Source organism: Rathayibacter sp. VKM Ac-2879 (assembly GCF_015351245.1).
In the GTDB taxonomy this organism is placed as follows: domain Bacteria; phylum Actinomycetota; class Actinomycetes; order Actinomycetales; family Microbacteriaceae; genus Rathayibacter.
The window spans coordinates 580,356-601,225 of the sequence record NZ_JADKSO010000002.1; the positions used below are offsets into that span (position 1 = coordinate 580,356).

Below are 20,870 nucleotides of genomic sequence, written 5' to 3' on the forward strand. Positions count from 1 at the left end.
CGACCACTCGTGAGAAGGCGGTTACGGCTCGAGCAGCTCGCGGATGTCCTCCGCCGTGAGCGCCGCAGCGAAGAGCTCGCCCTCGTCGAGGGTCGCCGCGCTCAACCGAGCCTTGCGCTCCTGCAGTCGCACGATCTTCTCCTCGATCGTGTCGCGGGCGACGAGTCTGTAGACGTTGACGCGGCGCTCCTGCCCGATGCGGTGGGCGCGATCGACCGCTTGAGCTTCGGCGGCAGGGTTCCACCAGGGGTCGAGGATGAAGACGTGGTCGGCCTCGGTCAGCGTGAGCCCGGTGCCTCCCGCCTTGAGGCTGACCAGGAACACCGGCGCGCTACCAGAGCGGAACGCCTCGATCACGCCCGCACGATCGCGGGTGGAGCCGTCGAGCTGCACGAAAGGGACGCCGCGTCGGCGCAGCCGCTCGCCGGCGCGTTCCAGGTAGGAGGTGAAGGTGCTGAACACCAGCGCCCGACGCCCCTCTGCGAGCACGTCGTCGAGGTGCTCGACGAGAGCATCGAGTTTGGCGGAGGGGACGTGCCGGTAGGCGGGATCCACCAGCGAGGCGTCGAGCGCCAGCAAGCGCAGCAGGGTGAGCGAGCGGAACACGGTGAAGCGCTGCCGGTCGAGGTCTTCGACGAGACCGAGCAGCTTGCGACGCTCGCGCTGGAGGAACCCGTCGTAGAGGACCCGATGACTCGGAGCGAGCACCACCTCGAGAGTCTGCTCCTGCTTCTCGGGGAGCTCAGGAGCGACGGCCTCCTTCGTGCGCCGCAGCAGGAAGGGCCGGATGCGCCGACGCAACCGCTCGAGCCTGCGTCGCGCGCCCTCGGCGTGGCTGAGCGTCGAGCCGCCCGAGAAGTCGGGCGACGCCACGCCGATCGGTGCCTCGGCGTGCTGGATCGGACGGGTGTACTCCTCACGGAACCGCCGTAGCGGCGGCAGGAGGCCCGGAGCGACGAGCGCGAGGATCGCCCACAGCTCGTCCAGGGAGTTCTCGAGCGGTGTGCCGGTCAGCGCGAGCGTCAGCGGAGCGCCGACGGACCGGGCGGCGCGATGGGTCTGCGAGCTCGGGTTCTTGACGAACTGGGCTTCGTCGAGGATCAGCGCCGACCATTCCCGGGCCGCCCACTGCTCGCCCGCCCGTCGCAGCACCGCATAGCTCGTGAGCACCACGTCGACGTCCGCGCTCACCGTCGCGACCTCCCGCGAGCCAGCGACGATGGCCACGCGGAGCCCTGGAGCGAAGCGCTCGGCCTCGCTCCGCCAGCCGGGCACGACGGAGGTGGGGGCCACGACGAGGAACGGCGGGCGGTCCACCCCGGCGCGGCGCGCCTCCTCGACCGCCTCGACGATCATCGCGAGGGTCTGCAGGGTCTTGCCCAGCCCCATGTCGTCGGCGAGGATCCCGCCGAGGCCGTTCCGCCTCCGGTGCACGAGCCAGCTGTAGCCCTCTCGCTGATAGGGGCGCAGCTCGGCCGAGAGCCCCTCGGGGGGCGCGACCTCGCTGGGTGCTCCCGCGGCGAGGGCCGAAGCGAGCACCTCGCGCCAGGAGTCGGAGGCGACGCTCTCGTCGGCCACCTCCTCGAGCTCCTCCCAGAGTGCCGTCTGATGGCGACCGAGCCTCGGTCCCGTCTCCCACTCGTCGAGGTCGTCGGCGCGGTCGAGCAGCTCGCGAAGGCGGTCGAGGCCCGGGTGAGCGAGCGAGAGGTAGGAGTGGTCGACGAGGCGGATGCGGGAGGCGCCCGTCGCGAGCGCGCGAAAGAGCGGGAGGAACGGCACGGTCCTGTCCCCGATCGTCACCACGACGCCGAGGTCGAACCAGTCCGGGCTCTCGGTGTCGACCACCGTGACCGTCAGCGAGAGAGCACCGGTGAGGAGCCGGTAGTCGGGCGCGACACCCTCTCGCTCGACCCGTACCCCGCCGACGCCCTCGAGGAGCGGCAGCTGCTCGACGACGAATACCGCCGCCTCGGCGCCGCGCAACACGGTCGAGCCGCCGGGCTCGGGTCGGACACTCGCGCCCTGCGCCTCGAGCACCGAGCTGGCACGTTGGAGGAGGGCGGCCTCGGCGGACGAGTCGCCCGCCCCGTCGAGCTCGCTCGCTCGGTCGGGAGTGCGCCTCCAGTGCCAGCCGACGCGCACCACGGCGCGCGGCTCGAACGACACCGTGCACACCAGCCGGGGCGGCTCGGGCTCGCCGAGCTCGAGGGCCGCCGTCTCGGAGCGGACCGCGACCCGCCCGCGCAGCGGCGGAAGATGCTCGAGCACGAACTCGTCGAGGTCCTCCTCGGGGATCGCAGTCGCGTCGGGGTGACGCAGCAGGAGCATCTCTTCGTCGTCGAAGGCTCGGCGCGCGGCGGCGAGGCGGAAGGAGGAGCCATCGATGACGTAGACGCCGTGGCGCGCCACCGGGCGGGCAGACTCGATCGGGACCTCGTCTCCGTCGAGCCGCAGCGAGGGGCGCAGCGTGAGGCCCGAACCTCCTCCCCCGCTCGCGAGCAGCGCGAGCTCGGCCGCGCCTCCTACGAGGATGCTCCCCTTGTCGGCCGCGAGCAGCGGCACACCCAGCTCGGCCGCCTGATCGAGGAGGCGCCACACGAGAGGGCTCTCGTAGTCGTCGAGGTGGATCCACTCGGGATCCTGACCCAGGTGGACCGTCCTGGTGGCCTGGTGCAGGGCGGCGAACTCGGCGAACCAGCGCTGGTGTGCCGGGTCGAGCGAGAGTCGATGGGTCTGGAAGTTCAGAGACTTCCAGGTGAGCGTCGAGCGGCTCCACGCGCCACCTCGGCCAGGGACCACCGGCCGGGTCGCGAGCCGGTACTCGTCGCGCCGGCCCGGGTCGTAGCTCGCGGCGGTCACGCGCTCGCTCGCGGGAGCGCGCCACGGATCGTCTGCCCGCCGCACGAGCCTCCGCAGCTCGAACAGCAGGCCGATCGGCGTCAGGGCGCCGACGGGACTCTCGTCGACGACGCCCGCGCTCAGCTCTCCCACGCGCGTACGCCACGCGGGAGACGGGGAGTCGGGAGGCATCGCCCCATGCTGCCACGCACCTCCGACACGCACCGACGGCGCTCGATGAGACGCGGCGCTGCGGGCACAATCGGAGCATGACCCCGAGCGACTCCCCGGCCCCGACCGTCCTCACTCTCGGCAGCGAGCGACTCCGCGTGGCGCTGACCACCGCGGGCGCCGAGCTGACCTCGCTCCGCGACGCCGAAGGTCGCGAATACCTCTGGCAGGCCGGCCCGGAATGGCGCAGGCACGCTCCCGTGCTCTTCCCGATCATCGGGCGCCTCCCGGGCGACACCCTGCACCACGAGGGCGTGGACTACCGGATGGGCCAGCACGGCTTCGCCCGAGACCGCGAGTTCGAGATCGCGGGGGTCTCGGGCGACGAAGCCGTGTTCCGCCTCCGCAGCGATGCGCGCTCACGAGAGGTGTTCCCCTTCGACTGGACCCTGCTCATCGCCTACGCCGTCACCGACGCGACCCTCCGTATCACCCAGACCGTGGAGAACCGCGGCCAGACGCCGCTCGGCGTCTCGGTGGGCAACCACCCGGCGTTCGCCCTGCCGCTGCCCGGCGCCTCCAGCGAACATCGCATCCGCTTCGCCCAGGCAGAGCCGGAGGGGTTCCGCCGCGCTCCCGAGAACCTCCTGCTCGCCGAGCGCCACCCGGCACCCCTCGCCGCGGGCGTGCTCGCTGTGGACGACGCCCTCTTCGAGGACGGCGTGATGGTCTTCGACGAGCCCCGTCGGCGCACGCTGACCCTGGAGGCGGACGGAGCGCGCTCGATCTCGGTCGACACGGGCGACTTCGACGTCGTCGGCGTGTGGAAGCCGATCGGTGCGCCCTTCGTGTGCCTCGAGCCGTGGCGGAGCGTGCCCACTCCCGAGGGCTGGGACGGCGACATCGTCGACAAGCCGCGGCAGCTCGTCCTCGAGCCCGGCGAGCAGCGGGCGCTGTTCTACAGCATCGCGCTGATCTGACGCTCCTCGCGCTGGATCTGCGCGTCGAGCAGCTCGAAGCGCCGGATGATGAGGCCCTCGCGCGTCGCCCACGGGCAGATCACGAGGGTCTCGACGCCCAGGGCGTCCATCGCCGCCTCGGCCACCAGGGCGCCCGCAAGCAGCTGCGGGGCACGCAAGGCGGAGACTCCCGGGAGGGCCGAGCGGTCCGCGGCGCTGATCGCCGCCAGGCGCGAGGACCACAGACGCAGGTCGACCAGGCGAAGCTCACGCCGGGCGAGCGGTCCCGCCGCGCTCGGAGCAGCACCCGCGATGCGCGCGAGCGAGCGGAAGGTCTTCGAGGTGCCCGCGACCAGGTCGGGGCGGCCGAGGGCGAGGAACGCGCGGACCGGCTCGGCGAGCTGCTCGCGGATGTGCCGGCGCGCGGCCTTGACACTCGTGGCGGAGGCGGGGTCGCCGACCAGCAGGTCGCGTGTCACCCGGCCTGCACCCAGCGGAACCGAGACGGCGAGCTCTGGCACCTCGTCGATGCCCATCGAGAGCTCGAAGGAGCCGCCGCCGATATCGAGGTCGAGGATCGAGCCCGCCCCCCAGCCGAACCAGCGACGCACGGCGAGGAACGTCGCCGACGCCTCCGACTCGCCGCCGAGCTCCTGCAGGTGCACACCCGTCTCGTTCCGCACGCGCTCGAGCACCGCCGCGCCGTTGCCCGCCTCGCGGATCGCGGAGGTGGCGAAGGCGAGCAGGTCCTCGGCGCGGTGCTCACGCGCGACCGCGGCCGCCTCCGTCACGAACGAGATCAGCTCGCGCTGCCCCTCCTCGGTGATGTCGCCCGCGGAGTCGAGGTAGGCAACGAGCGCGAGGGAGCGTTTGTGAGAGCGGTACGGCACCGGTCGGGCGCCGGGGTGTGCGTCGACGAGGAGCAGGTGGACCGTGTTGGAGCCGATGTCGAGCACGCCGAGTCGCATGCGCCCACGCTATCGGCCTGCGCGCCCACCCTCTGACGCGCTGCCCCTCTCCCCCGAGAGGCACGGACGACGGAGGGCCCCGCCGCTCTCGCGACGGGGCCCTCCGGACGAGCGCTGGACTCAGTGGTCCCAGTTCTCGACCGGCTCGACCGAGCTGGACGAGCCAACGACGTGCACCCGCATGTCGTTCGTGGTGCCGGCGCGTCCGGGAGGCGACCCGGAGACGACGACGACGGTCTCGCCCGGCTGGGCCAGACCCTCCTTGATCAGCACCTCGTCGACCTGCGCGAACATCGCGTCGGTGTGGTTGACCCGCGGGGTGACGAAGGACTGGACGCCCCAGTTCAGCGCCATGCGGCGACGGACAGCCGGCTCAGGGGTGAAGCCGATGATGGGGATGCCGTGACGCAGACGGGTCATGCGGCGCACGGAGTCGCCCGACTCCGTGAACACGCAGAGGAACTTCGCCTCGACGAACTCCGCCACCTCGGCGGCTGCGAGGGTGACCGAGCCGCCCTGCGTGCGGGGCTTCGAACCCAGCGGAGGGATGCGCTCCAGGCCGTGCTCCTCGGTCGACTCGACGATACGCGCCATGGTCTGCACCGTCACGACGGGCCACGCGCCGACGCTCGTCTCGCCCGAGAGCATGACCGCGTCGGCTCCGTCGAGGATCGCGTTCGCGACGTCGGAGGCCTCAGCGCGGGTCGGGCGCGGGCTCTCGATCATCGACTCGAGCATCTGCGTCGCGACGATGACCGGCTTCGCCCAGCGGCGGGCAAGCTCGACGGCGTGCTTCTGCACGATCGGCACGGCCTCGAGGGGCAATTCGACGCCCAGGTCACCGCGGGCGACCATGATGCCGTCGAAGACGTCGATGATCTCTTGCAGGTTGTCGACGGCCTGCGGCTTCTCGATCTTGGCGATGACCGGGGCCTTGCGCCCCTCCTCCGCCATGATCTCGTGCACGCGGGTGATGTCGCTGGCGTTGCGCACGAAGGAGAGGGCGATGATGTCGGCGCCGAGGCGGATCGCCCAGCGGAGGTCGTCCTCGTCCTTCTGCGACAGCGCAGGGACGTTCACGGCGACGCCGGGCAGGTTGATGCCCTTGTTGTTCGAGATGTTGCCGGGGACGACACACTCGGTGACCACACGCGGGCCGTCGACGGCCGTGACACGCACGGCCACCTTGCCGTCGTCGATGAGGAGCATGTCGCCCGGATTGACGTCCGCGGGGAGGCCCTTGAACGTGGTGCCCGAGAGCTCCTTCGTCCCGAGGACCTCGTCGGTGGTGATGGTGAAGACGTCGCCCTCGGCGAGGGCGTAGGGGCCGCCCTCGAACTTGCCGAGGCGGATCTTGGGACCCTGGAGGTCGACCAGGATCGCGACGGCGCGGCCGGCGTCGTCCGCCGCCTTGCGCACGGTGCGGTAGACGTCCTCGTGGACGTCGTAGCTGCCATGACTGAGGTTCATGCGAGCCACGTCTACGCCGGCGTCGATGATCGCACGAATGGTCTCGTACGACGACGTTGCCGGGCCGAGGGTGGCGACGATTTTCGCTCGTCTCATTGAGGGGGTGCTCCGTTGTTCTGCGCCCGGAGGCGCGTCGTTAGCGGGGAGGGTGAGCTGTGTGCTGGCGGGGCGAGACTATCGCGTCCGTCCGACTAGAGAGTGAAGCCCCGGTCGTTCGGGCCCACCGGCGAGGGAAGCTGGGTCGTGCCCTCGAGGTAGCGGTCGACCTCCGCGGCGACCGAGCGGCCCTCCGCGATGGCCCAGACGATCAGCGACTGGCCGCGACCGGCATCGCCTGCCACGAACACGCCGGGGACGCTGGTCTCGAAGTGGTCACCGCGTCGCACGTTGCCGCGCTCGGTGAAGGGGACCTCGAGCTGGCCGCCCAGGTGGTCGGACTCGGGGCCGGTGAAGCCGAGGGCGAGGAGGACCAGGTCGGCCGGGATCTCGCGCTCGGTGCCGGCCTTGGGGACGCGGCGCCCGTCGAGGTACTCGGTCTCGGCGACGCGCACGGCCCGGACCTCGCCCCCGTCGTTCGCGAGGAACTCGACGGTCGACGCGAGGAAGACGCGCTCCCCACCCTCCTCGTGGGCGCTGGAGACCTCGAACACCGTCGGGTCCATCGGCCACGGCTGGCTCTCGGGGCGCTGCGTGGGAGGCTGCTGGCCGATCGCGAGGTTGGTGACCGACGCGGCCTTCTGCCGGTGAGCGGTGCCGATGCAGTCCGCGCCGGTGTCGCCTCCGCCGAGGACCACGACGTGCTTGCCCTCTGCCGTGATCTGCTCGAAGACGCGGTCGCCCGCGAGGGCGCGGTTCGACTGCACGAGGTACTCCATCGCGAAGTGCACGCCTGAGAGGTCGCGCCCCGGGATCGGCAGGTCGCGCGGCACCAGGGCGCCCGTCGCGACCACGACCGCGTCGTAGCGCGCGCGCAGATCGTCCCAGGTGATGTCGGTGCCGATGTCGACTCCGGCGCGGAACCGTGTGCCCTCGGCCTTCATCTGGTTCAGACGCAGCTCGAGGTGCTTCTTCTCCATCTTGAAGTCCGGGATGCCGTAGCGCAGGAGGCCGCCGATGCGGTCGTCGCGCTCGTAGACCGCGACGGTGTGACCGGCACGCGTGAGCTGCTGCGCCGCAGCGAGCCCGGCGGGCCCGGAGCCGACGACGGCGACCGTCTTGCCCGTCAGGCGCTCCGGCGGGTGGGGCTGCACCCAGTCGTTGCCGAACGCCTGATCGATGATCGAGACCTCGATCTGCTTGATCGTCACGGCGGGCTGGTTGATGCCCAGGACGCACGACGACTCGCACGGCGCCGGGCACAGGCGACCCGTGAACTCCGGGAAGTTGTTCGTCGCGTGCAGACGCTCGATGGCCTGGCGGCCCTCCCCGCGCCACATCAGATCGTTCCACTCGGGGATCAGGTTCCCGAGCGGACAGCCCTTGTGGCAGAACGGGATGCCGCAGTCCATGCAGCGTCCGGCCTGGCGGTGCAGCGCGGCGGAGTCGCCCTGCTCGTACACCTCTTTCCAGTCCATCAGACGCACCGAGACGGGTCGCCGCTTCGGCAGCTCCCGGTCCTGCACCTTCAGGAATCCCTTGGGATCAGCCACCGGTCACCTCCAGAATCCGTCCCCAGACGACGTCGCCATCGGGATCGAGCCCCTCGTCTACGGCGGATGCACGCGTCGCGAGCACCGCAGCGAAGTCGCGGGGCAGTACCTTGACGAAACGCGAGACGGTTCCGTCGAAATCGTCGAGCATCCCCTGGGCCAGGGTCGACTCGGTCTCGGCGACGTGGCGCTCGAGCAGGTCGCGCAGGATCTCCACGTCCGCGCTGCCGAGCTCCGAGAGGGTGAGCTCCCCGGAGGCGAGCGCGTCACGGTTCACGAGCTCGCGACGGAGGCCGTGGATGTACGCCGTCCCGCCGGACATGCCCGCACCGAGGTTGCGCCCCGTCTCGCCGAGGATGACCGCGAGACCACCGGTCATGTACTCGAGCGCGTGGTCGCCCACGCCTTCGACGACCGCGGTCGCCCCGGAGTTGCGGACGAGGAAGCGCTCGCCGACCATGCCGCGGATGAACATCGTGCCCTGGGTTGCCCCATAGCCGATGACGTTGCCCGCGATCACGTTGGCGGAGGCGTCGAAGGTGCTGCGGCGGTCGGGCCGCACCACGATCTGACCGCCCGAGAGGCCCTTACCCACGTAGTCGTTCGAGTCGCCCTCGAGTCGGAGGGTGATGCCCGCGGGGAGGAACGCACCGAGCGACTGCCCGGCGGAGCCGCGCAGGACGACGACGATGGAGTCAGCCGCGAGCCCGTTCTCGCCGAAACGCACGGTCACCTCGTGACCGAGCATCGTGCCGACGGCGCGCTCGGTGTTCTTGATCTCGCGCTCGATCGTGACGGTGCCGCGGTGGTCGAGCACGTTCGCCGCGAGGCGGATGAGCTCGTTGTCGAAGTGGTGCTCGAGCTCGTGCTGCTGCGCGCGGCCGTGCCGACGCGGCTCCTCCGCCGTGAACACCGGGCCGACCAGGATCGGCGTCAGGTCGAGCCCGCTCGCCTTCCAGTGCTCGATCGCCGGGTCGACGTCGAGCAGCTCGCGGTGTCCGACGATCTCGTCGATGCTCCGGTAGCCGAGCTGGGCGAGGTACTCGCGCACCTCCTGCGCGATGAACTCGAAGAAGGTGACGACGAACTCCGGCTTGCCGGTGAAGCGCTTGCGCAGCTCCGGGTTCTGCGTCGCGACGCCCACGGGGCACGTGTCGAGGTGACAGACACGCATCATGATGCAGCCCTCGACGATGAGCGGAGCCGTGGCGAAGCCGAACTCCTCGGCTCCCAGCAGCGCGCCGATCACGACATCGCGACCGGTCTTCATCTGACCATCGACCTGGACCACCACACGGTCGCGCATGCCGTTGAGCATGAGCGTCTGCTGGGTCTCGGCCAGGCCGAGCTCCCACGGAGTCCCCGCGTGCTTGAGCGAGTTGACGGGGCTCGCGCCCGTGCCTCCGTCGTGTCCCGAGACCAGGATGACATCGGCGAGGGCCTTCGCCGTGCCCGCGGCGACCGCACCGATGCCGGACTGGCTGACCAGTTTCGCGTGGATGCGGGCCGACGGGTTGGCGCGCTTGAGATCGAAGATGAGCTGCTTGAGGTCTTCGATCGAGTAGATGTCGTGGTGCGGAGGCGGAGAGATGAGCCCTACGCCGGCGGTCGCGTGGCGGGTGCGCGCGATCCACGGGTACACCTTCGTCGGAGGAAGCTGACCGCCTTCGCCGGGCTTGGCACCCTGGGCGAGCTTGATCTGGATGTCGTCGGCGTGCGTGAGGTACATGCTCGTGACGCCGAAACGACCCGAGGCGACCTGCTTGATCGCCGAACGCCGCTCGGGGTCGAGCAGTCGCTCCGTGTCCTCGCCGCCCTCTCCGGTGTTCGACTTCGCCCCCAGACGGTTCATGGCGATCGCGAGGGTCTCGTGCGCCTCGGGCGAGATCGAGCCGTAGCTCATCGCGCCGGTCGAGAAGCGCTTGACGATCGCCTCCACCGGCTCGACCTCGTCGATCGGGACCGGGGTGCGGCCCGCCGTGTCGAGAGCGAACATGCCGCGGAGGGTCATCAGCGCGCTCGACTGGTCGTCGACCATCTTCGTGTACTCGCGGAAGATGTCGAAGCGGCGGTTGCGCGTGGAGTGCTGCAGACGGAACACCGTGTCGGGGTTGAACAGGTGCGGCGCGCCGTCGCGGCGCCACTGGTATTCGCCTCCGACCGCGAGACGCTCGTGAGCGATGACCGCGCCGTCCTCCGGGTATGCGGCGCGGTGGCGCGCGGCGTTCTCCTCGGCGACGACGTCGATCCCGATGCCGCCGAGCTTCGAGACGGTACCGGTGAAGTACTGGTCGACGAACTTCTGGCTGAGGCCGACGGCCTCGAAGGTCTGCGCGCCGGCGTAGCTCGACACGGTCGAGATGCCCATCTTGGACATGATCTTGAGCACGCCCTTGCCGAGGGCCTTGATCACGTTCTTGACGGCCTTCTCCGGCGAGAGGTCCGAGATCATGCCGCTGCGCACCAGCTGTTCGCAGGTCTCCATCGCGAGGTACGGGTTGACCGCCGACGCGCCGTAGCCGATGAGCGTGGCGACGTGGTGGACCTCGCGGACGTCTCCCGCCTCCACGACGAGCCCCACCCGCATCCGGTTCTCGGTGCGGATGAGGTGGTGATGCACCGCGGCGAGCATGAGCAGCGACGGGATCGGGGCGAGGTCCTTGGTGGAGTCCCGGTCCGAGAGCACGAGGAACTGCGCTCCCGCCGCGATCGCCTCATCGGCTTCGGCACACATCTCGTCGATGCGGTCCTGCATGGCGCGAGGGCCGGCGTCGACGCGGTAGAGGCCGCGGATCGTCGTCGTGATGTGGCTGAGCGGTCTCGGGGCGATGTGCTGGATCTTGGCCAGCTCGTCGTTGTCGATCACCGGGAAGTCGAGGACCACCTGGCGTGCGTGCTCGGCGCCCGAGCTCAGGAGGTTGCGCTCGGGTCCGAGCCCGAGCCGCAGCGACGTGACGACCTCTTCGCGGATGGAGTCGAGCGGCGGGTTGGTCACCTGCGCGAACGCCTGCGTGAAGTAGTCGAACAGGAGGCGGGGACGCTTCGAGAGGACCGCGACCGGGGTGTCCGAGCCCATCGCCCCGAGCGGCTCCGCGCCGGCCTTCGCCATGGGCAGCAGCAGGAGGCGGACCTCCTCCTCGGTGTAGCCGAAAGTGCGCTGGCGGCGGTTGACCGACGCGGGCGTGTGCACGATGTGCTCGCGCTCGGGCAGGTCCTTGAGGTTGATGCGACCCTTCTCGAGCCACTCCGAGAACGGACCGGAGTCGGCAAGCTGCGCCTTGATCTCCTCGTCCTCGACGATGCGACCCTGCTCCGTGTCGACGAGGAACATGCGGCCGGGCTGGAGGCGCCCCTTGCGGACCACCTTCGCGGGGTCGATGTCGAGCACGCCGATCTCGCTCGCCAGAACGACCAGCCCGTCGTCGGTGACGACGTAGCGTCCCGGACGCAGACCGTTGCGGTCGAGGGTCGCGCCCACGAGCTCGCCGTCGGTGAAGACGATCGCGGCGGGGCCGTCCCACGGCTCCATGAGCATCGAGTGGTACTCGTAGAACGCGCGACGCTTCGGGTCGGTCGCGGTCTGGTTCTCCCACGCCTCCGGCACCATCATCATCACGGCGTGCGGGAGGGAACGGCCGGCGAGCGTGAGCAGCTCGACCGTCTCGTCGAACGAGGCGGAGTCGCTGCGCCCGGGCGAGACGATCGGGAAGAGCGGCGCGAGGTCGCCCAGCTCGCGGCTCTTGAGCTGCGACTGACGGGCGCGCATCCAGTTGCGGTTGCCCTGCACGGTGTTGATCTCGCCGTTGTGCGCGATCATCCGGAACGGCTGCGCGAGCGGCCACGACGGGAAGGTGTTCGTCGAGTACCGCGAGTGCACGAGGGCGAGCTTCGACGTGAAGCGCTCGTCCGAGAGGTCGGGATAGAACGGCTCGAGCTGGAGGGTCGTGACCATGCCCTTATAGACGAGCGTGCGGCTCGAGAGCGACATGAAGTAGACCTCGAGCTCGCGTTCGACGCGCTTGCGGAGGCGGAAGGTCAGTCGGTCCAGGCGCACGGAGGCGAGCGGCACGCCGCTCTCGTCGGTCAGCTCGCTCGCGACGAACAGCTGCTCGATCGCGGGCATCGCCGCGCGAGCGAGAGAGCCGATCTCGTCCGGCTGCACGAGGATCGCGCGCCATCCGAGCACCGCGAGGCTCTCCTCCCGCGCGATCTCGGCGATCGTCGACTTGACGCGCTCGCGCTCGAAGAGGTCGACGGGGAGGAAGGCGTTGCCGACCGCGTACTGCCCGACGACGGGCAGCTCGAACGGGGCCACGGCGCGGAGGAACTCGTCCGGGATCTGCGTGATGATGCCCGCGCCGTCTCCCGTGCCCGCGTCGGAGCCGACCGCGCCGCGGTGCTCGAGGTTGCGGAGGGCGTTCAGGGCGGCATCGATGATGTCGTGGCCGGCGGTGCCGCGCATGGTCGCGACCATGGCGAGGCCGCACGCGTCCTTCTCTGCTGCCGGGTCGTACATCCCCTGGGCCGACGGCGTGCCGAGGAACGGCACGACGGGGACGCGGGGCGAGGGCTGGGCGGATGCCATGGGAACCGTCCTCACGGGGGTACTGGCGGATCGGGACGGCGCTGGCCCGCGGTGGTGGAGAGAGGCGGCCCCCGATCGGGAGGGCCCTGGAGTGCTGAGCGTCACGCGCCGTCGGCGTGCCCGAACGCTCGCGAGCCCCGGCAGCGCTCGTGGCTGCGCCGTGGACGGCGGTCGTGCGGGTATCGGGCAGCGGTCGGAGGGTCGCGGAGGATTCCGCGGCCCCGTTCAGCTGCGCGAGAGGGTCGACTTCTCGGCGTCGATGCCGGAAGAAGGGGTGGTGGAGTCGTCGGAGTCGGACTCGACGTCCTCGAATTCTACCGCAGCCGGGGCGGGCGTCCACTCGCGACCGGGCCGGTACGCCGAAGGCTCGGCTCCGGTGTGCTCGCGTCGCTGGATCGCGACGAGGACGAGACCGACGACGATCGCCAGCAGCGCGGCCCAGACGTTGGTGCGGATGCCCCAGAAATACTCGCTCGGGTCGATGCGGATCGACTCGAACCAGGTGCGGCCGACGCCGTACCAGATGAGGTAGGCGGCGAAGACGGTGCCCCACTGCAGCTTCAGGCGACGCTCGAGCAGCAGGATGACCGCGATCCCGACGACGTTCCAGAGGATCTCGTAGAGGAAGGTGGGGTGGAACAGCGTGCCGGCGGGCAGGCCTACCGGGAACGCCGGGTTCGTCGGCTCGATCTCGAGGCCCCACGGCAGCGTGGTGGGCAGGCCGAAGAGCTCGTGGTTGAACCAGTTGCCGATGCGGCCGAGAGCCTGCGCCGCGAGCATGCCCGGCGCGAGGGCATCGGCGAAGGTCCAGAAGCGCACGCCGGTCATCCGGCAGCCGATCCAGGCGCCGATCGCGCCTCCGATCAGACCGCCGAAGATCGCGTTGCCGCCGTTCCAGATGCGCACGACCTCCCACGGGTCGGCGCCGGCGAAGAAGTAGTCGTCGGGGTGGGAGAGCACGTGGTAGGCGCGGGCGCCGATGATCCCGAGCGGGACCGCCCAGATGATGATGTCGAGGACGACCCACGGCTCCGCACCGCGCCGCTGGAGGCGTGCGTTGGTCAGGAACGTGGCGACGATGATCCCGACGAGGATGCAGATCGCGTAGGTGTGGATCGCGAGAGTCCAGTTGCCGATCGTGAGGTCGTACTGACTCCACGCTTCGGGGGGGCTCGGGATGCTCAGCGGTACGGACACCGGTACTCGACCTTTCGAAGGAGGGGATCCCCCGGGCGCGGTCGTCCCGCGCCCCGGTGGGCATCCCGATTGTAGTGGGCGGCCGTCAGCGCTCGGAGCGCGTGCCCTCGGCGAGGCCGCGCGCCGCGCTCGCGACGGCGTCGACGCCTCCGGAGGCGAGCGCACGCACGAGCGCGGAGCCGACGATCGCGCCGTCGGCGTACGCGAGAACCTCGGCGACCTGCTCGCCCGTCGAGATGCCCAGGCCCACGCAGGCGCTGTCGCAGCCCACTGCGCGCAGGCGCTCGACGAGGGTCCGGGCGGCGGAGTCGACGTCGGTCCGGGCGCCCGTGATTCCCATGGTGGACACCGCGTAGACGAAGCCCCTGCTCGAGTCGACGGCCTGCCGGAGGCGCTCGTCGGTCGAGGACGGCGCGGCGAGGAACACCCGGTCGAGCCCGAGGCGTTCCGAGACGGAGAGCCACTCGGCGCCCTCGTCGGGGATGAGGTCGGGCGTGATCAGGCCCGAGCCGCCCGCCTCGGCGAGATCGGTCGCGAAGCGCTCGACCCCGTACTGCAGCACGGGGTTGTAGTAGGTCATCACGAGGACGGGCACGTCGATCCGCGCGCGGATCTCGCGCACCGCCTCGAAGCCGTGGCGCAGTCGGAAGCCGCCCGCGAGTGCGGCCTGGGTCGCCTCCTGGATGACTGCGCCGTCCATCACGGGATCGGAGTACGGCAGGCCCAGCTCGATCACGTCGACGCCGTTCTCGGCCAGCGCGACCGCGGCGTCGATGCTCGTCGGCAGATCGGGGAAGCCGACGGGAAGGTAGCCGATGAGTGCACCCGCCGCCTCCTGAGTGCGGTGGCGGATGGTCTCGGTGACGCTCGGCCCGCGACCGCTCACGACTGCACCGCGCCCTGGTCGATCAGGCCGAAGTAGCGCGCGGCCGTCGTCATGTCTTTGTCGCCGCGACCCGAGAGGTTCACGAGGATGGTCGCCTCCGGACCGAGCTCACGCCCGAGCTCGAGCGTGCCGGCCAGCGCGTGGGCCGACTCGATGGCGGGGATGATGCCCTCCGTGCGGCTGAGCAGCTGGAGCGCGCTCATCGCGGCGGAGTCGGTGACCGCGCGATAGTCGGCGCGACCGATGCTCGCGAGCCACGCATGCTCGGGGCCTACTCCGGGGTAGTCGAGGCCGGCGGAGATCGAGTGTGACTCGATGGTCTGGCCGTCATCGTCCTGGAGGAGATAGCTGCGCGCGCCGTGCAGGACGCCCGGACGGCCCTTGCTGATGGTCGCCGCGTGCCGCGGGGTCTCGATCCCGTCGCCGCCCGCCTCGAAGCCGACGAGACGGACCTCGGCGTCGTCGAGGAAGGCATGGAAGATGCCCATCGCGTTCGACCCGCCGCCGACACACGCCGTGACCGCCGTGGGCAGCGCGCCGGTGAGCGCGAGGACCTGCTCGCGCGCCTCCTCGCCGATGATCTTCTGGAAGTCGCGCACGAGTGCCGGGAACGGGTGCGGGCCGGCGACGGTGCCGAAGATGTAGTTGGTGGTGTCGACGTTGGTCACCCAGTCGCGCATGGCGTCGTTGATCGCGTCTTTGAGGGTGCGCGAGCCGGTCGTGACAGACACGACCTCGGCGCCGAGCAGACGCATCCGGGCGACGTTGAGCGCCTGGCGCTCGGTGTCGACCTCGCCCATGTAGACGACGCAGTCGAGGCCGAAGAGAGCCGCGGCGGTCGCGGTCGCGACACCGTGCTGGCCCGCCCCCGTCTCGGCGATGACACGGGTCTTGCCGATGCGCTTGGTGAGCAACGCCTGCCCGAGCACGTTGTTGATCTTGTGCGAGCCGGTGTGGTTGAGGTCCTCGCGCTTGAGGATGATGCGTGCGCCGCCTGCGTGCTCGGCGAAGCGCGGCACCTCCGTGAGGATCGAGGGCCGGCCCGTGTAGCTGCGGTGCAGCTCGGCGAGCTCGGCCTGGAACGCCGGGTCGACCTTCGTGCGCTCGTACTCCGCGCTCAGCTCGTCGAGCGCCTCCACGAGCGATTCGGGGACGTAGCGCCCGCCGAACTCGCCGAAGTAGGGCCCGAGTTCATCCCGGAGTGCCATGGCCGTACCGCCCAACAGTGATCAGTGCGCCAGGAAGCTGGCGATGGTGGAAACAGGGTCGCCGCCGGTGACGAGGGCCTCGCCGACCAGGACGACGTCGGCGCCGGAGCGTCGGTAGTGCGCGACGTCGTCGGCGGAGAGGACGGCCGACTCGGCCACCTTCACCGCGCCGGCGGGGAAGCGCTCGGAGAGGCGCCCGAAGAGGTCGCGGTCGAGCTCGAAGGTCGACAGGTTGCGGGCGTTGACGCCGATGAGACGCGCGCCGAGGTCGGCGGCGCGCTCGAGCTCGTCGGATGAGTGGGTCTCGACGAGCGGGGTCATGCCCAGCTCGAGCACGAGCGCGTGCAGCTCGGCGAGGAGCGGCTGCTCGAGCCCCGCGACGATGAGGAGGACGAGGTCGGCCCCCGCGGCACGCGCCTCGAACACCTGGTAGGGCTCGGCGATGAAGTCTTTGCGGAGCACGGGGATGCCCACTCGGGCGCGGACGGCCTCGAGATCGGCCAGCGACCCCTTGAACCGGCGCTCCTCGGTGAGGACGCTGATCGCGCTCGCTCCCCCGAGCTCGTAGAGTCCCGCCAGCTCGGCAGGATCGGGGATGTCGGCGAGCGCACCGCGCGACGGGCTCGCGCGCTTGACTTCGGCGATGAGTCGGACCCGCTCGGCGGGAGCCAGCGCCACGAGGGCGTCGAGGGCGGGCGACTGGGCGAGCGCACGGCGCTCGACCTCGGACAGCGGGGCGCTCTCGCGGCGCCGGGCCGCATCGGCGAGAGCACCGGCGATCAGATCGGCGAGCACTCTACGCGCGCGCCTTCGAGTTGGCCTTGGCGCCGTTGACGCCATAGCCCGCCCTCGCCATCCCCATGCCCACGAGCAGGCCCACCACGACGAGCGCGGCCGAGAGCCAGACGACGAGCGGGAGGTCGAACCAGAAGGCGACCGTGCCGATCGTGAAGCCGACGAGCATGATGACGACGGCCGTCCACGCTGCGGGCGAGTGGCCGTGGTTGTCGTCGTCGTGCTCGGTGCTCATGGTTCTCCTCCTGGGGGTGCATCGGGGCCACAGCAGTCTAGCGCGAGGCTCCCCTCCGACCCTGCCGCTGACGCGGCCTGCTGCTCAGCGCGCGGAGGTGGGGTCGTCGCCGCGCGAGAGCTCGTCCCACGACACGACCGGGTCGATCGCGCCATCCTCGGTCTCGACGCTCGACGTGCCGTGGCCGTCGCCGGCCGGCTCGAAACGGGAGGCGCGCTTCTTCGCCGCACCCGGCCACCGTCGCACGGTCACGACGACCACGACGCCGAGAGCCGCGGTCAACACGCCGCACGCGAGGGCGACGAGCGGCCACGCCGTGTCAGAAGAGGACGCGACGAGCGCGGCGACCGACTGCTCGCCGGCGATCGCGGTCGCCCCCGTCACGAGCGAGGCACCGGCGCGGACCGGATCGGCCCACGCGGTCACGGCGGCGAGCACCACAGAGCCTCCGAGGACGAACTGAAGCACGCCGAGCACGACACGGAACGCAGGTCCCGCGATCGCGAGTGCCGCCGCGAGGGCAAGACCGGCCAGCGCGAGGGCCGAGAGGGCGGGCGAGGCGACCGTGCCCGCGACGTCGATCCGCTGGCCGACGTCTCCCCCGCTCGCGGCGAGGGTGAGCGTGAACCAGGGCTGGGTCGACGCCGTCAGCTCGAGCGCGGCGAGCAGCACGATCCCGAGGATCGCGGAGGACTTCAGCCGACGGCCGCTCATGCTCACTCCCCCGAGTCGAGGCCGGTGAACGGCTCGAGCGGATCGACGTCGAAGCAGGCATGCTCGCCCGTGTGGCAGGCGGCCCCGATCTGCTCCACCTGCACGAGCAGCGTGTCGGCGTCGCAGTCGAGTGCCGCTCCGCGCACGTACTGGGCGTGGCCCGACGTGTCGCCCTTGCGCCAGTACTCCTGCCGGGAGCGCGACCAGAAGGTGACCCTGCCCTCGCTGAGGGTGCGGCGCAACGCCTCGCGGTCCATCCAGCCCATCATCAGCACCTCGCGGGTGTCGTGCTGCTGGATGATCGCGGGGAGGAGGCCTGCGGCGTCGAACGCCGCACGGCCGAGAACGGCGTCGAGATCGGCGGGAGTCATCGGCGGACCTCGATCCCGGCGTCGTCGAGCGCTCGCTTGACGTCGCCGACGGTCAGCTCACGGTTGTGGAAGACGGAGGCGGCGAGCACCGCGTCGGCGCCCGCCTCGATCGCCGGGGCGAAGTGCTCGACGGCCCCCGCGCCCCCCGACGCGATCACGGGCACGCTGCTGCGCTCGCGCATCGCGGCGATCAACTCGAGGTCGAAGCCCTGCTTGGTCCCGTCGGCGTCGATGGAGTTGACGAGAAGCTCGCCCGCGCCCCGGTCCACGGCCTCGCTCGCCCAGGCGAGGGCATCGAGAGTCGTCTCACGGCGACCGCCGTGGGTCGTGACGACGAAGCCCGACGCGGCCGCAGCGCTCCGCTTCACGTCGAGGGAGAGCACCAGCACCTGCGCGCCGAACCGGTCGGCGATCTCACCGAGGAGCTCCGGGCGCGCGAGAGCGGCGGAGTTGACCCCGACCTTGTCGGCGCCGTGCGCGAGAAGGCGCGAGACGTCGTCGGCGGTGCGCACGCCTCCGCCGACCGTGAGGGGGATGAAGACCTGCTCGGCCGTCGCTCGCACCACCTCGTAGGTGGTCGAGCGGTCGTCGACGGTGGCAGTGACGTCGAGGAAGGTGAGCTCGTCGGCGCCCTGCTCGAAGTAGAGGCGAGCGAGCTCCACCGGATCGCCCGCGTCGCGCAGGTTCTGGAACTTGACGCCCTTGACGACGCGACCGGCGGCGACGTCGAGGCAGGGGATGACGCGGACGGCGAGACTCATCGCTCCTCCTTAAAGGCGCGCGGCGTGGATCGAGGTCACGAGGATCGCGCGGGCACCGAGGTCGTACAGGCGGTCCATCACCTGGTTCATGTCCGTACGCGGCACCATGACCCGCACGGCGATCCACTCGGGATCGTGCAGCGGCGACACGGTCGGCGACTCGAAGCCCGGCGCGATCGCTGTGGCGTCCTCGAGCAGGGCCGCAGGGCAGTCGTAGTCGAGCAGCACGTACTGGCGCGCCACGAGCACGCCCTGGAGGCGGCGCAACAGCACCGGGATACCCTCCGGCTCGCCCGCGGCGGAGACGAGCACCGCCGTGGAATCGAGGATGACCGGGCCGAAGATCTCCAGACCGGCCTTGCGCAACGTGGTACCCGTCTCCACGACGTCGGCGATCACGTCGGCGACCCCGAGCTGGATCGCGGACTCGACCGCGCCGTCCAGGCGGATCAGCGTGACCTCGACGCCGTGCTCGCGGAGGAAGCGGCCGACGAGCCCGGGGTAGCTGGTCGCCACGCGGAGGCCGTCGATCTGCGCGAGCGTGTCGTAACGGCCGGCCGGCCCGGCGAAGCGGAACGTGGAGTTCGCGAAGCCGAGGCTCGCGATCTCGCGCGCCTCCGACCCCGAGTCGATGAGCAGATCGCGGCCGGTGACTCCGACGTCGAGAGCTCCGGAGCCGACGTACGTCGCGATGTCTCGCGGACGGAGGTAGAAGAACTCGACGCCGTTGCGCTCGTCGACGACGTGCAGCTCTTTGGGGTCGCGGCGGCCGGCGTAGCCCGCCTCCGCGAGCATCTGTCCGGCGGTCTCGGAGAGGGAGCCCTTGTTGGGCACGGCCACGCGCAGGAGAGCGGAGGCGGGGGTGGTGGTCACGGTGGAACGTCCTTCAGGACTCGTCGACTGGTCTCTGGGCGGCAGGGCTCCTCGCGGAGCGTGCGGGCGCGACGGCGCGGATCGGCGGCGCACCCCGGCGAGCGGGGCAGGGCTCACAGATGTCGGTAGACGTCGGTCGTCGTGAGGCCTTTCGCCAGCATGAGCACCTGGAGGTGGTAGAGCAGCTGCGAGATCTCCTCGGCGGTGCGCTCGTCGCCCTCGTACTCGGCGGCCATCCACACCTCGGCGGCCTCCTCGACGATCTTCTTGCCGATGGCGTGCACGCCGGCGTCGAGCTCGCGGACCGTGCCCGATCCCTCGGGGCGAGCGGCGGCCTTCTCGCCCAGCTCAGCGAAGAGGTCGTCGAATGTTTTCACCGGGGAAGTCTATACGCGGCGCCCGTTGTGGCCGCACCGATGCGTGCCCCGCCGGCCTCCTGATCACCCGTCACGGCGCTCCGTGCCGGTGGAGGTGCGCGGACGCCGACTCACGCAAGGCCGCGATCGCCGCCTCAGGGTCGTCGGCGCCGAAGACCGCCGAGCCGGCCACGAAGGTGTCGGCCCCCGCCTCCGCCGCGATCTCGATGGTGCCAGGGGCGATGCCTCCGTCGACCTGGAGCCACACGTCCAGACCGGTGCGGTCGACGACGTGGCGGAGCGTGCGCAGCTTGGGCATCGTCTCCTCCATGAAGGCTTGACCGCCGAACCCCGGCTCGACCGTCATGACGAGCACCTGGTCGAACTCGGGCAGCAGCTCGAGATACTCGTCCACCATCGTCCCGGGCTTGAGGGCGATCCCGGCGCGGGCGCCAATCTGGCGGAGGCGGCGGGCCAGGCCGACCGCGTCGCGCGCGGCCTCGGCGTGGAAGGTGACCGAGTAAGCGCCGGTCTCGGCGTAGCCGGGGGCCCACCGGTCGGGGTCCTCGATCATGAGGTGCACGTCGAGGGGGCGCGGCGACACCTCCTGGAGGCGCTGCACCATCGTGAGCCCGAAGGTCAGGTTGGGCACGAAGTGGTTGTCCATCACGTCGACGTGCACGAGATCGGCCCCGGAGATGCGCCGCAGCTCGGCCTCGAAGTTGACGAAGTCGGCGGACAGGATGCTGGGGTTGATCCGTGCAGGCATGCCTCCACCCTAGGCGGACGCCCCTCCCCTCCCCCCGCCCTCCGCGAGATGCCACTTATGAGCGC

The 20,870-nt window shown here is 70.9% G+C and carries 17 protein-coding genes; 1 reads left to right on the forward strand and 16 read right to left on the reverse strand.

Annotated elements, in window-relative coordinates; genetic code table 11:
- Positions 1–21: 21 nt before the first annotated feature.
- Entirely contained in the window at positions 22–3,030 is a 3,009-nt protein-coding gene (locus ITJ45_RS07700; protein WP_194607993.1) for a DEAD/DEAH box helicase, read from the reverse strand.
- 77 nt (positions 3,031–3,107) lie between these two features.
- Here ITJ45_RS07700 and ITJ45_RS07705 point away from each other — a divergent pair, with 77 nt between their 5' ends.
- Complete coding sequence (locus ITJ45_RS07705) at positions 3,108–3,989, forward strand: aldose 1-epimerase family protein (protein ID WP_194607991.1); 882 nt, start codon at positions 3,108–3,110, stop codon at positions 3,987–3,989.
- Here ITJ45_RS07705 and ITJ45_RS07710 read toward each other — a convergent pair.
- From ITJ45_RS07710 to rpe, 15 genes are all read right to left on the reverse strand, one after another.
- Complete coding sequence (locus tag ITJ45_RS07710; RefSeq protein WP_194607989.1) at positions 3,968–4,936, reverse strand: Ppx/GppA phosphatase family protein; 969 nt, start codon at positions 4,934–4,936, stop codon at positions 3,968–3,970. The two genes, ITJ45_RS07705 and ITJ45_RS07710, sit on opposite strands and share 22 nt — an antisense overlap.
- Before the next feature lie 120 nt (positions 4,937–5,056).
- The gene (gene pyk / locus ITJ45_RS07715; RefSeq protein WP_194607987.1) at positions 5,057–6,502 is read right to left on the reverse strand and encodes a pyruvate kinase; all 1,446 of its coding nucleotides are present in this window, start codon (positions 6,500–6,502) and stop codon (positions 5,057–5,059) included.
- A gap of 95 nt (positions 6,503–6,597) precedes the next feature.
- The gene (locus ITJ45_RS07720; RefSeq protein WP_194607985.1) at positions 6,598–8,055 is read right to left on the reverse strand and encodes a glutamate synthase subunit beta; all 1,458 of its coding nucleotides are present in this window, start codon (positions 8,053–8,055) and stop codon (positions 6,598–6,600) included.
- Positions 8,048–12,640, reverse strand: a complete 4,593-nt coding sequence (gene gltB, locus ITJ45_RS07725) for a glutamate synthase large subunit (protein WP_194607983.1) — start codon at positions 12,638–12,640, stop codon at positions 8,048–8,050. Before gltB ends, ITJ45_RS07720 begins: the two co-directional genes overlap by 8 nt.
- Before the next feature lie 225 nt (positions 12,641–12,865).
- The gene (gene lgt / locus ITJ45_RS07730) at positions 12,866–13,837 is read right to left on the reverse strand and encodes a prolipoprotein diacylglyceryl transferase (protein WP_323742892.1); all 972 of its coding nucleotides are present in this window, start codon (positions 13,835–13,837) and stop codon (positions 12,866–12,868) included.
- Positions 13,838–13,922: 85 nt separating this feature from the next.
- Positions 13,923–14,723 (reverse strand): tryptophan synthase subunit alpha, encoded by an 801-nt coding sequence (trpA, locus tag ITJ45_RS07735; protein ID WP_194607981.1) that lies wholly within the window; start codon positions 14,721–14,723, stop codon positions 13,923–13,925.
- A complete protein-coding gene (gene trpB, locus ITJ45_RS07740; RefSeq protein WP_194607979.1) occupies positions 14,720–15,931 on the reverse strand; it encodes a tryptophan synthase subunit beta in 1,212 nt (403 codons plus the stop codon). Before trpB ends, trpA begins: the two co-directional genes overlap by 4 nt.
- 21 nt (positions 15,932–15,952) lie before the next feature.
- Complete coding sequence (trpC, locus tag ITJ45_RS07745; RefSeq protein WP_194607977.1) at positions 15,953–16,726, reverse strand: indole-3-glycerol phosphate synthase TrpC; 774 nt, start codon at positions 16,724–16,726, stop codon at positions 15,953–15,955.
- A 1-nt stretch (position 16,727) separates the two neighbouring features.
- On the reverse strand, positions 16,728–16,961 hold the full coding sequence (locus ITJ45_RS07750; protein WP_194607975.1) for a DUF6704 family protein: 234 nt from the start codon (positions 16,959–16,961) through the stop codon (positions 16,728–16,730).
- An 84-nt stretch (positions 16,962–17,045) separates the two neighbouring features.
- A complete protein-coding gene (locus ITJ45_RS07755; protein WP_228493683.1) occupies positions 17,046–17,675 on the reverse strand; it encodes a Trp biosynthesis-associated membrane protein in 630 nt (209 codons plus the stop codon).
- A gap of 2 nt (positions 17,676–17,677) precedes the next feature.
- Positions 17,678–18,046 (reverse strand): phosphoribosyl-AMP cyclohydrolase, encoded by a 369-nt coding sequence (hisI, locus tag ITJ45_RS07760; RefSeq protein ID WP_194607971.1) that lies wholly within the window; start codon positions 18,044–18,046, stop codon positions 17,678–17,680.
- The gene (gene hisF / locus ITJ45_RS07765; RefSeq protein ID WP_194607969.1) at positions 18,043–18,807 is read right to left on the reverse strand and encodes an imidazole glycerol phosphate synthase subunit HisF; all 765 of its coding nucleotides are present in this window, start codon (positions 18,805–18,807) and stop codon (positions 18,043–18,045) included. Before hisF ends, hisI begins: the two co-directional genes overlap by 4 nt.
- A gap of 9 nt (positions 18,808–18,816) precedes the next feature.
- Positions 18,817–19,680, reverse strand: a complete 864-nt coding sequence (gene hisG / locus ITJ45_RS07770; protein WP_323742891.1) for an ATP phosphoribosyltransferase — start codon at positions 19,678–19,680, stop codon at positions 18,817–18,819.
- Between the two features lie 113 nt (positions 19,681–19,793).
- On the reverse strand, positions 19,794–20,057 hold the full coding sequence (locus tag ITJ45_RS07775) for a phosphoribosyl-ATP diphosphatase (RefSeq protein WP_194607967.1): 264 nt from the start codon (positions 20,055–20,057) through the stop codon (positions 19,794–19,796).
- Between the two features lie 70 nt (positions 20,058–20,127).
- Positions 20,128–20,805: a ribulose-phosphate 3-epimerase gene (gene rpe / locus ITJ45_RS07780; protein ID WP_194607965.1), complete on the reverse strand. Its 678-nt coding sequence runs from the start codon at positions 20,803–20,805 to the stop codon at positions 20,128–20,130.
- Between the last annotated feature and the right edge of the window lie 65 nt (positions 20,806–20,870).

Coding starts and splice junctions, on each gene's coding strand:
- ITJ45_RS07700 (WP_194607993.1), bottom strand. CDS start 3,030: ATGCCTCCCGACTCCCCGTCTCCCGCGTGGCGTACGCGCGTGGGAGAG.
- ITJ45_RS07705 (WP_194607991.1), top strand. CDS start 3,108: ATGACCCCGAGCGACTCCCCGGCCCCGACCGTCCTCACTCTCGGCAGC.
- ITJ45_RS07710 (WP_194607989.1), bottom strand. CDS start 4,936: ATGCGACTCGGCGTGCTCGACATCGGCTCCAACACGGTCCACCTGCTC.
- pyk (WP_194607987.1), bottom strand. CDS start 6,502: ATGAGACGAGCGAAAATCGTCGCCACCCTCGGCCCGGCAACGTCGTCG.
- gltB (WP_194607983.1), bottom strand. CDS start 12,640: ATGGCATCCGCCCAGCCCTCGCCCCGCGTCCCCGTCGTGCCGTTCCTC.
- trpB (WP_194607979.1), bottom strand. CDS start 15,931: ATGGCACTCCGGGATGAACTCGGGCCCTACTTCGGCGAGTTCGGCGGG.
- ITJ45_RS07750 (WP_194607975.1), bottom strand. CDS start 16,961: ATGAGCACCGAGCACGACGACGACAACCACGGCCACTCGCCCGCAGCG.
- ITJ45_RS07755 (WP_228493683.1), bottom strand. CDS start 17,675: ATGAGCGGCCGTCGGCTGAAGTCCTCCGCGATCCTCGGGATCGTGCTG.
- hisI (WP_194607971.1), bottom strand. CDS start 18,046: ATGACTCCCGCCGATCTCGACGCCGTTCTCGGCCGTGCGGCGTTCGAC.
- hisF (WP_194607969.1), bottom strand. CDS start 18,807: ATGAGTCTCGCCGTCCGCGTCATCCCCTGCCTCGACGTCGCCGCCGGT.
- rpe (WP_194607965.1), bottom strand. CDS start 20,805: ATGCCTGCACGGATCAACCCCAGCATCCTGTCCGCCGACTTCGTCAAC.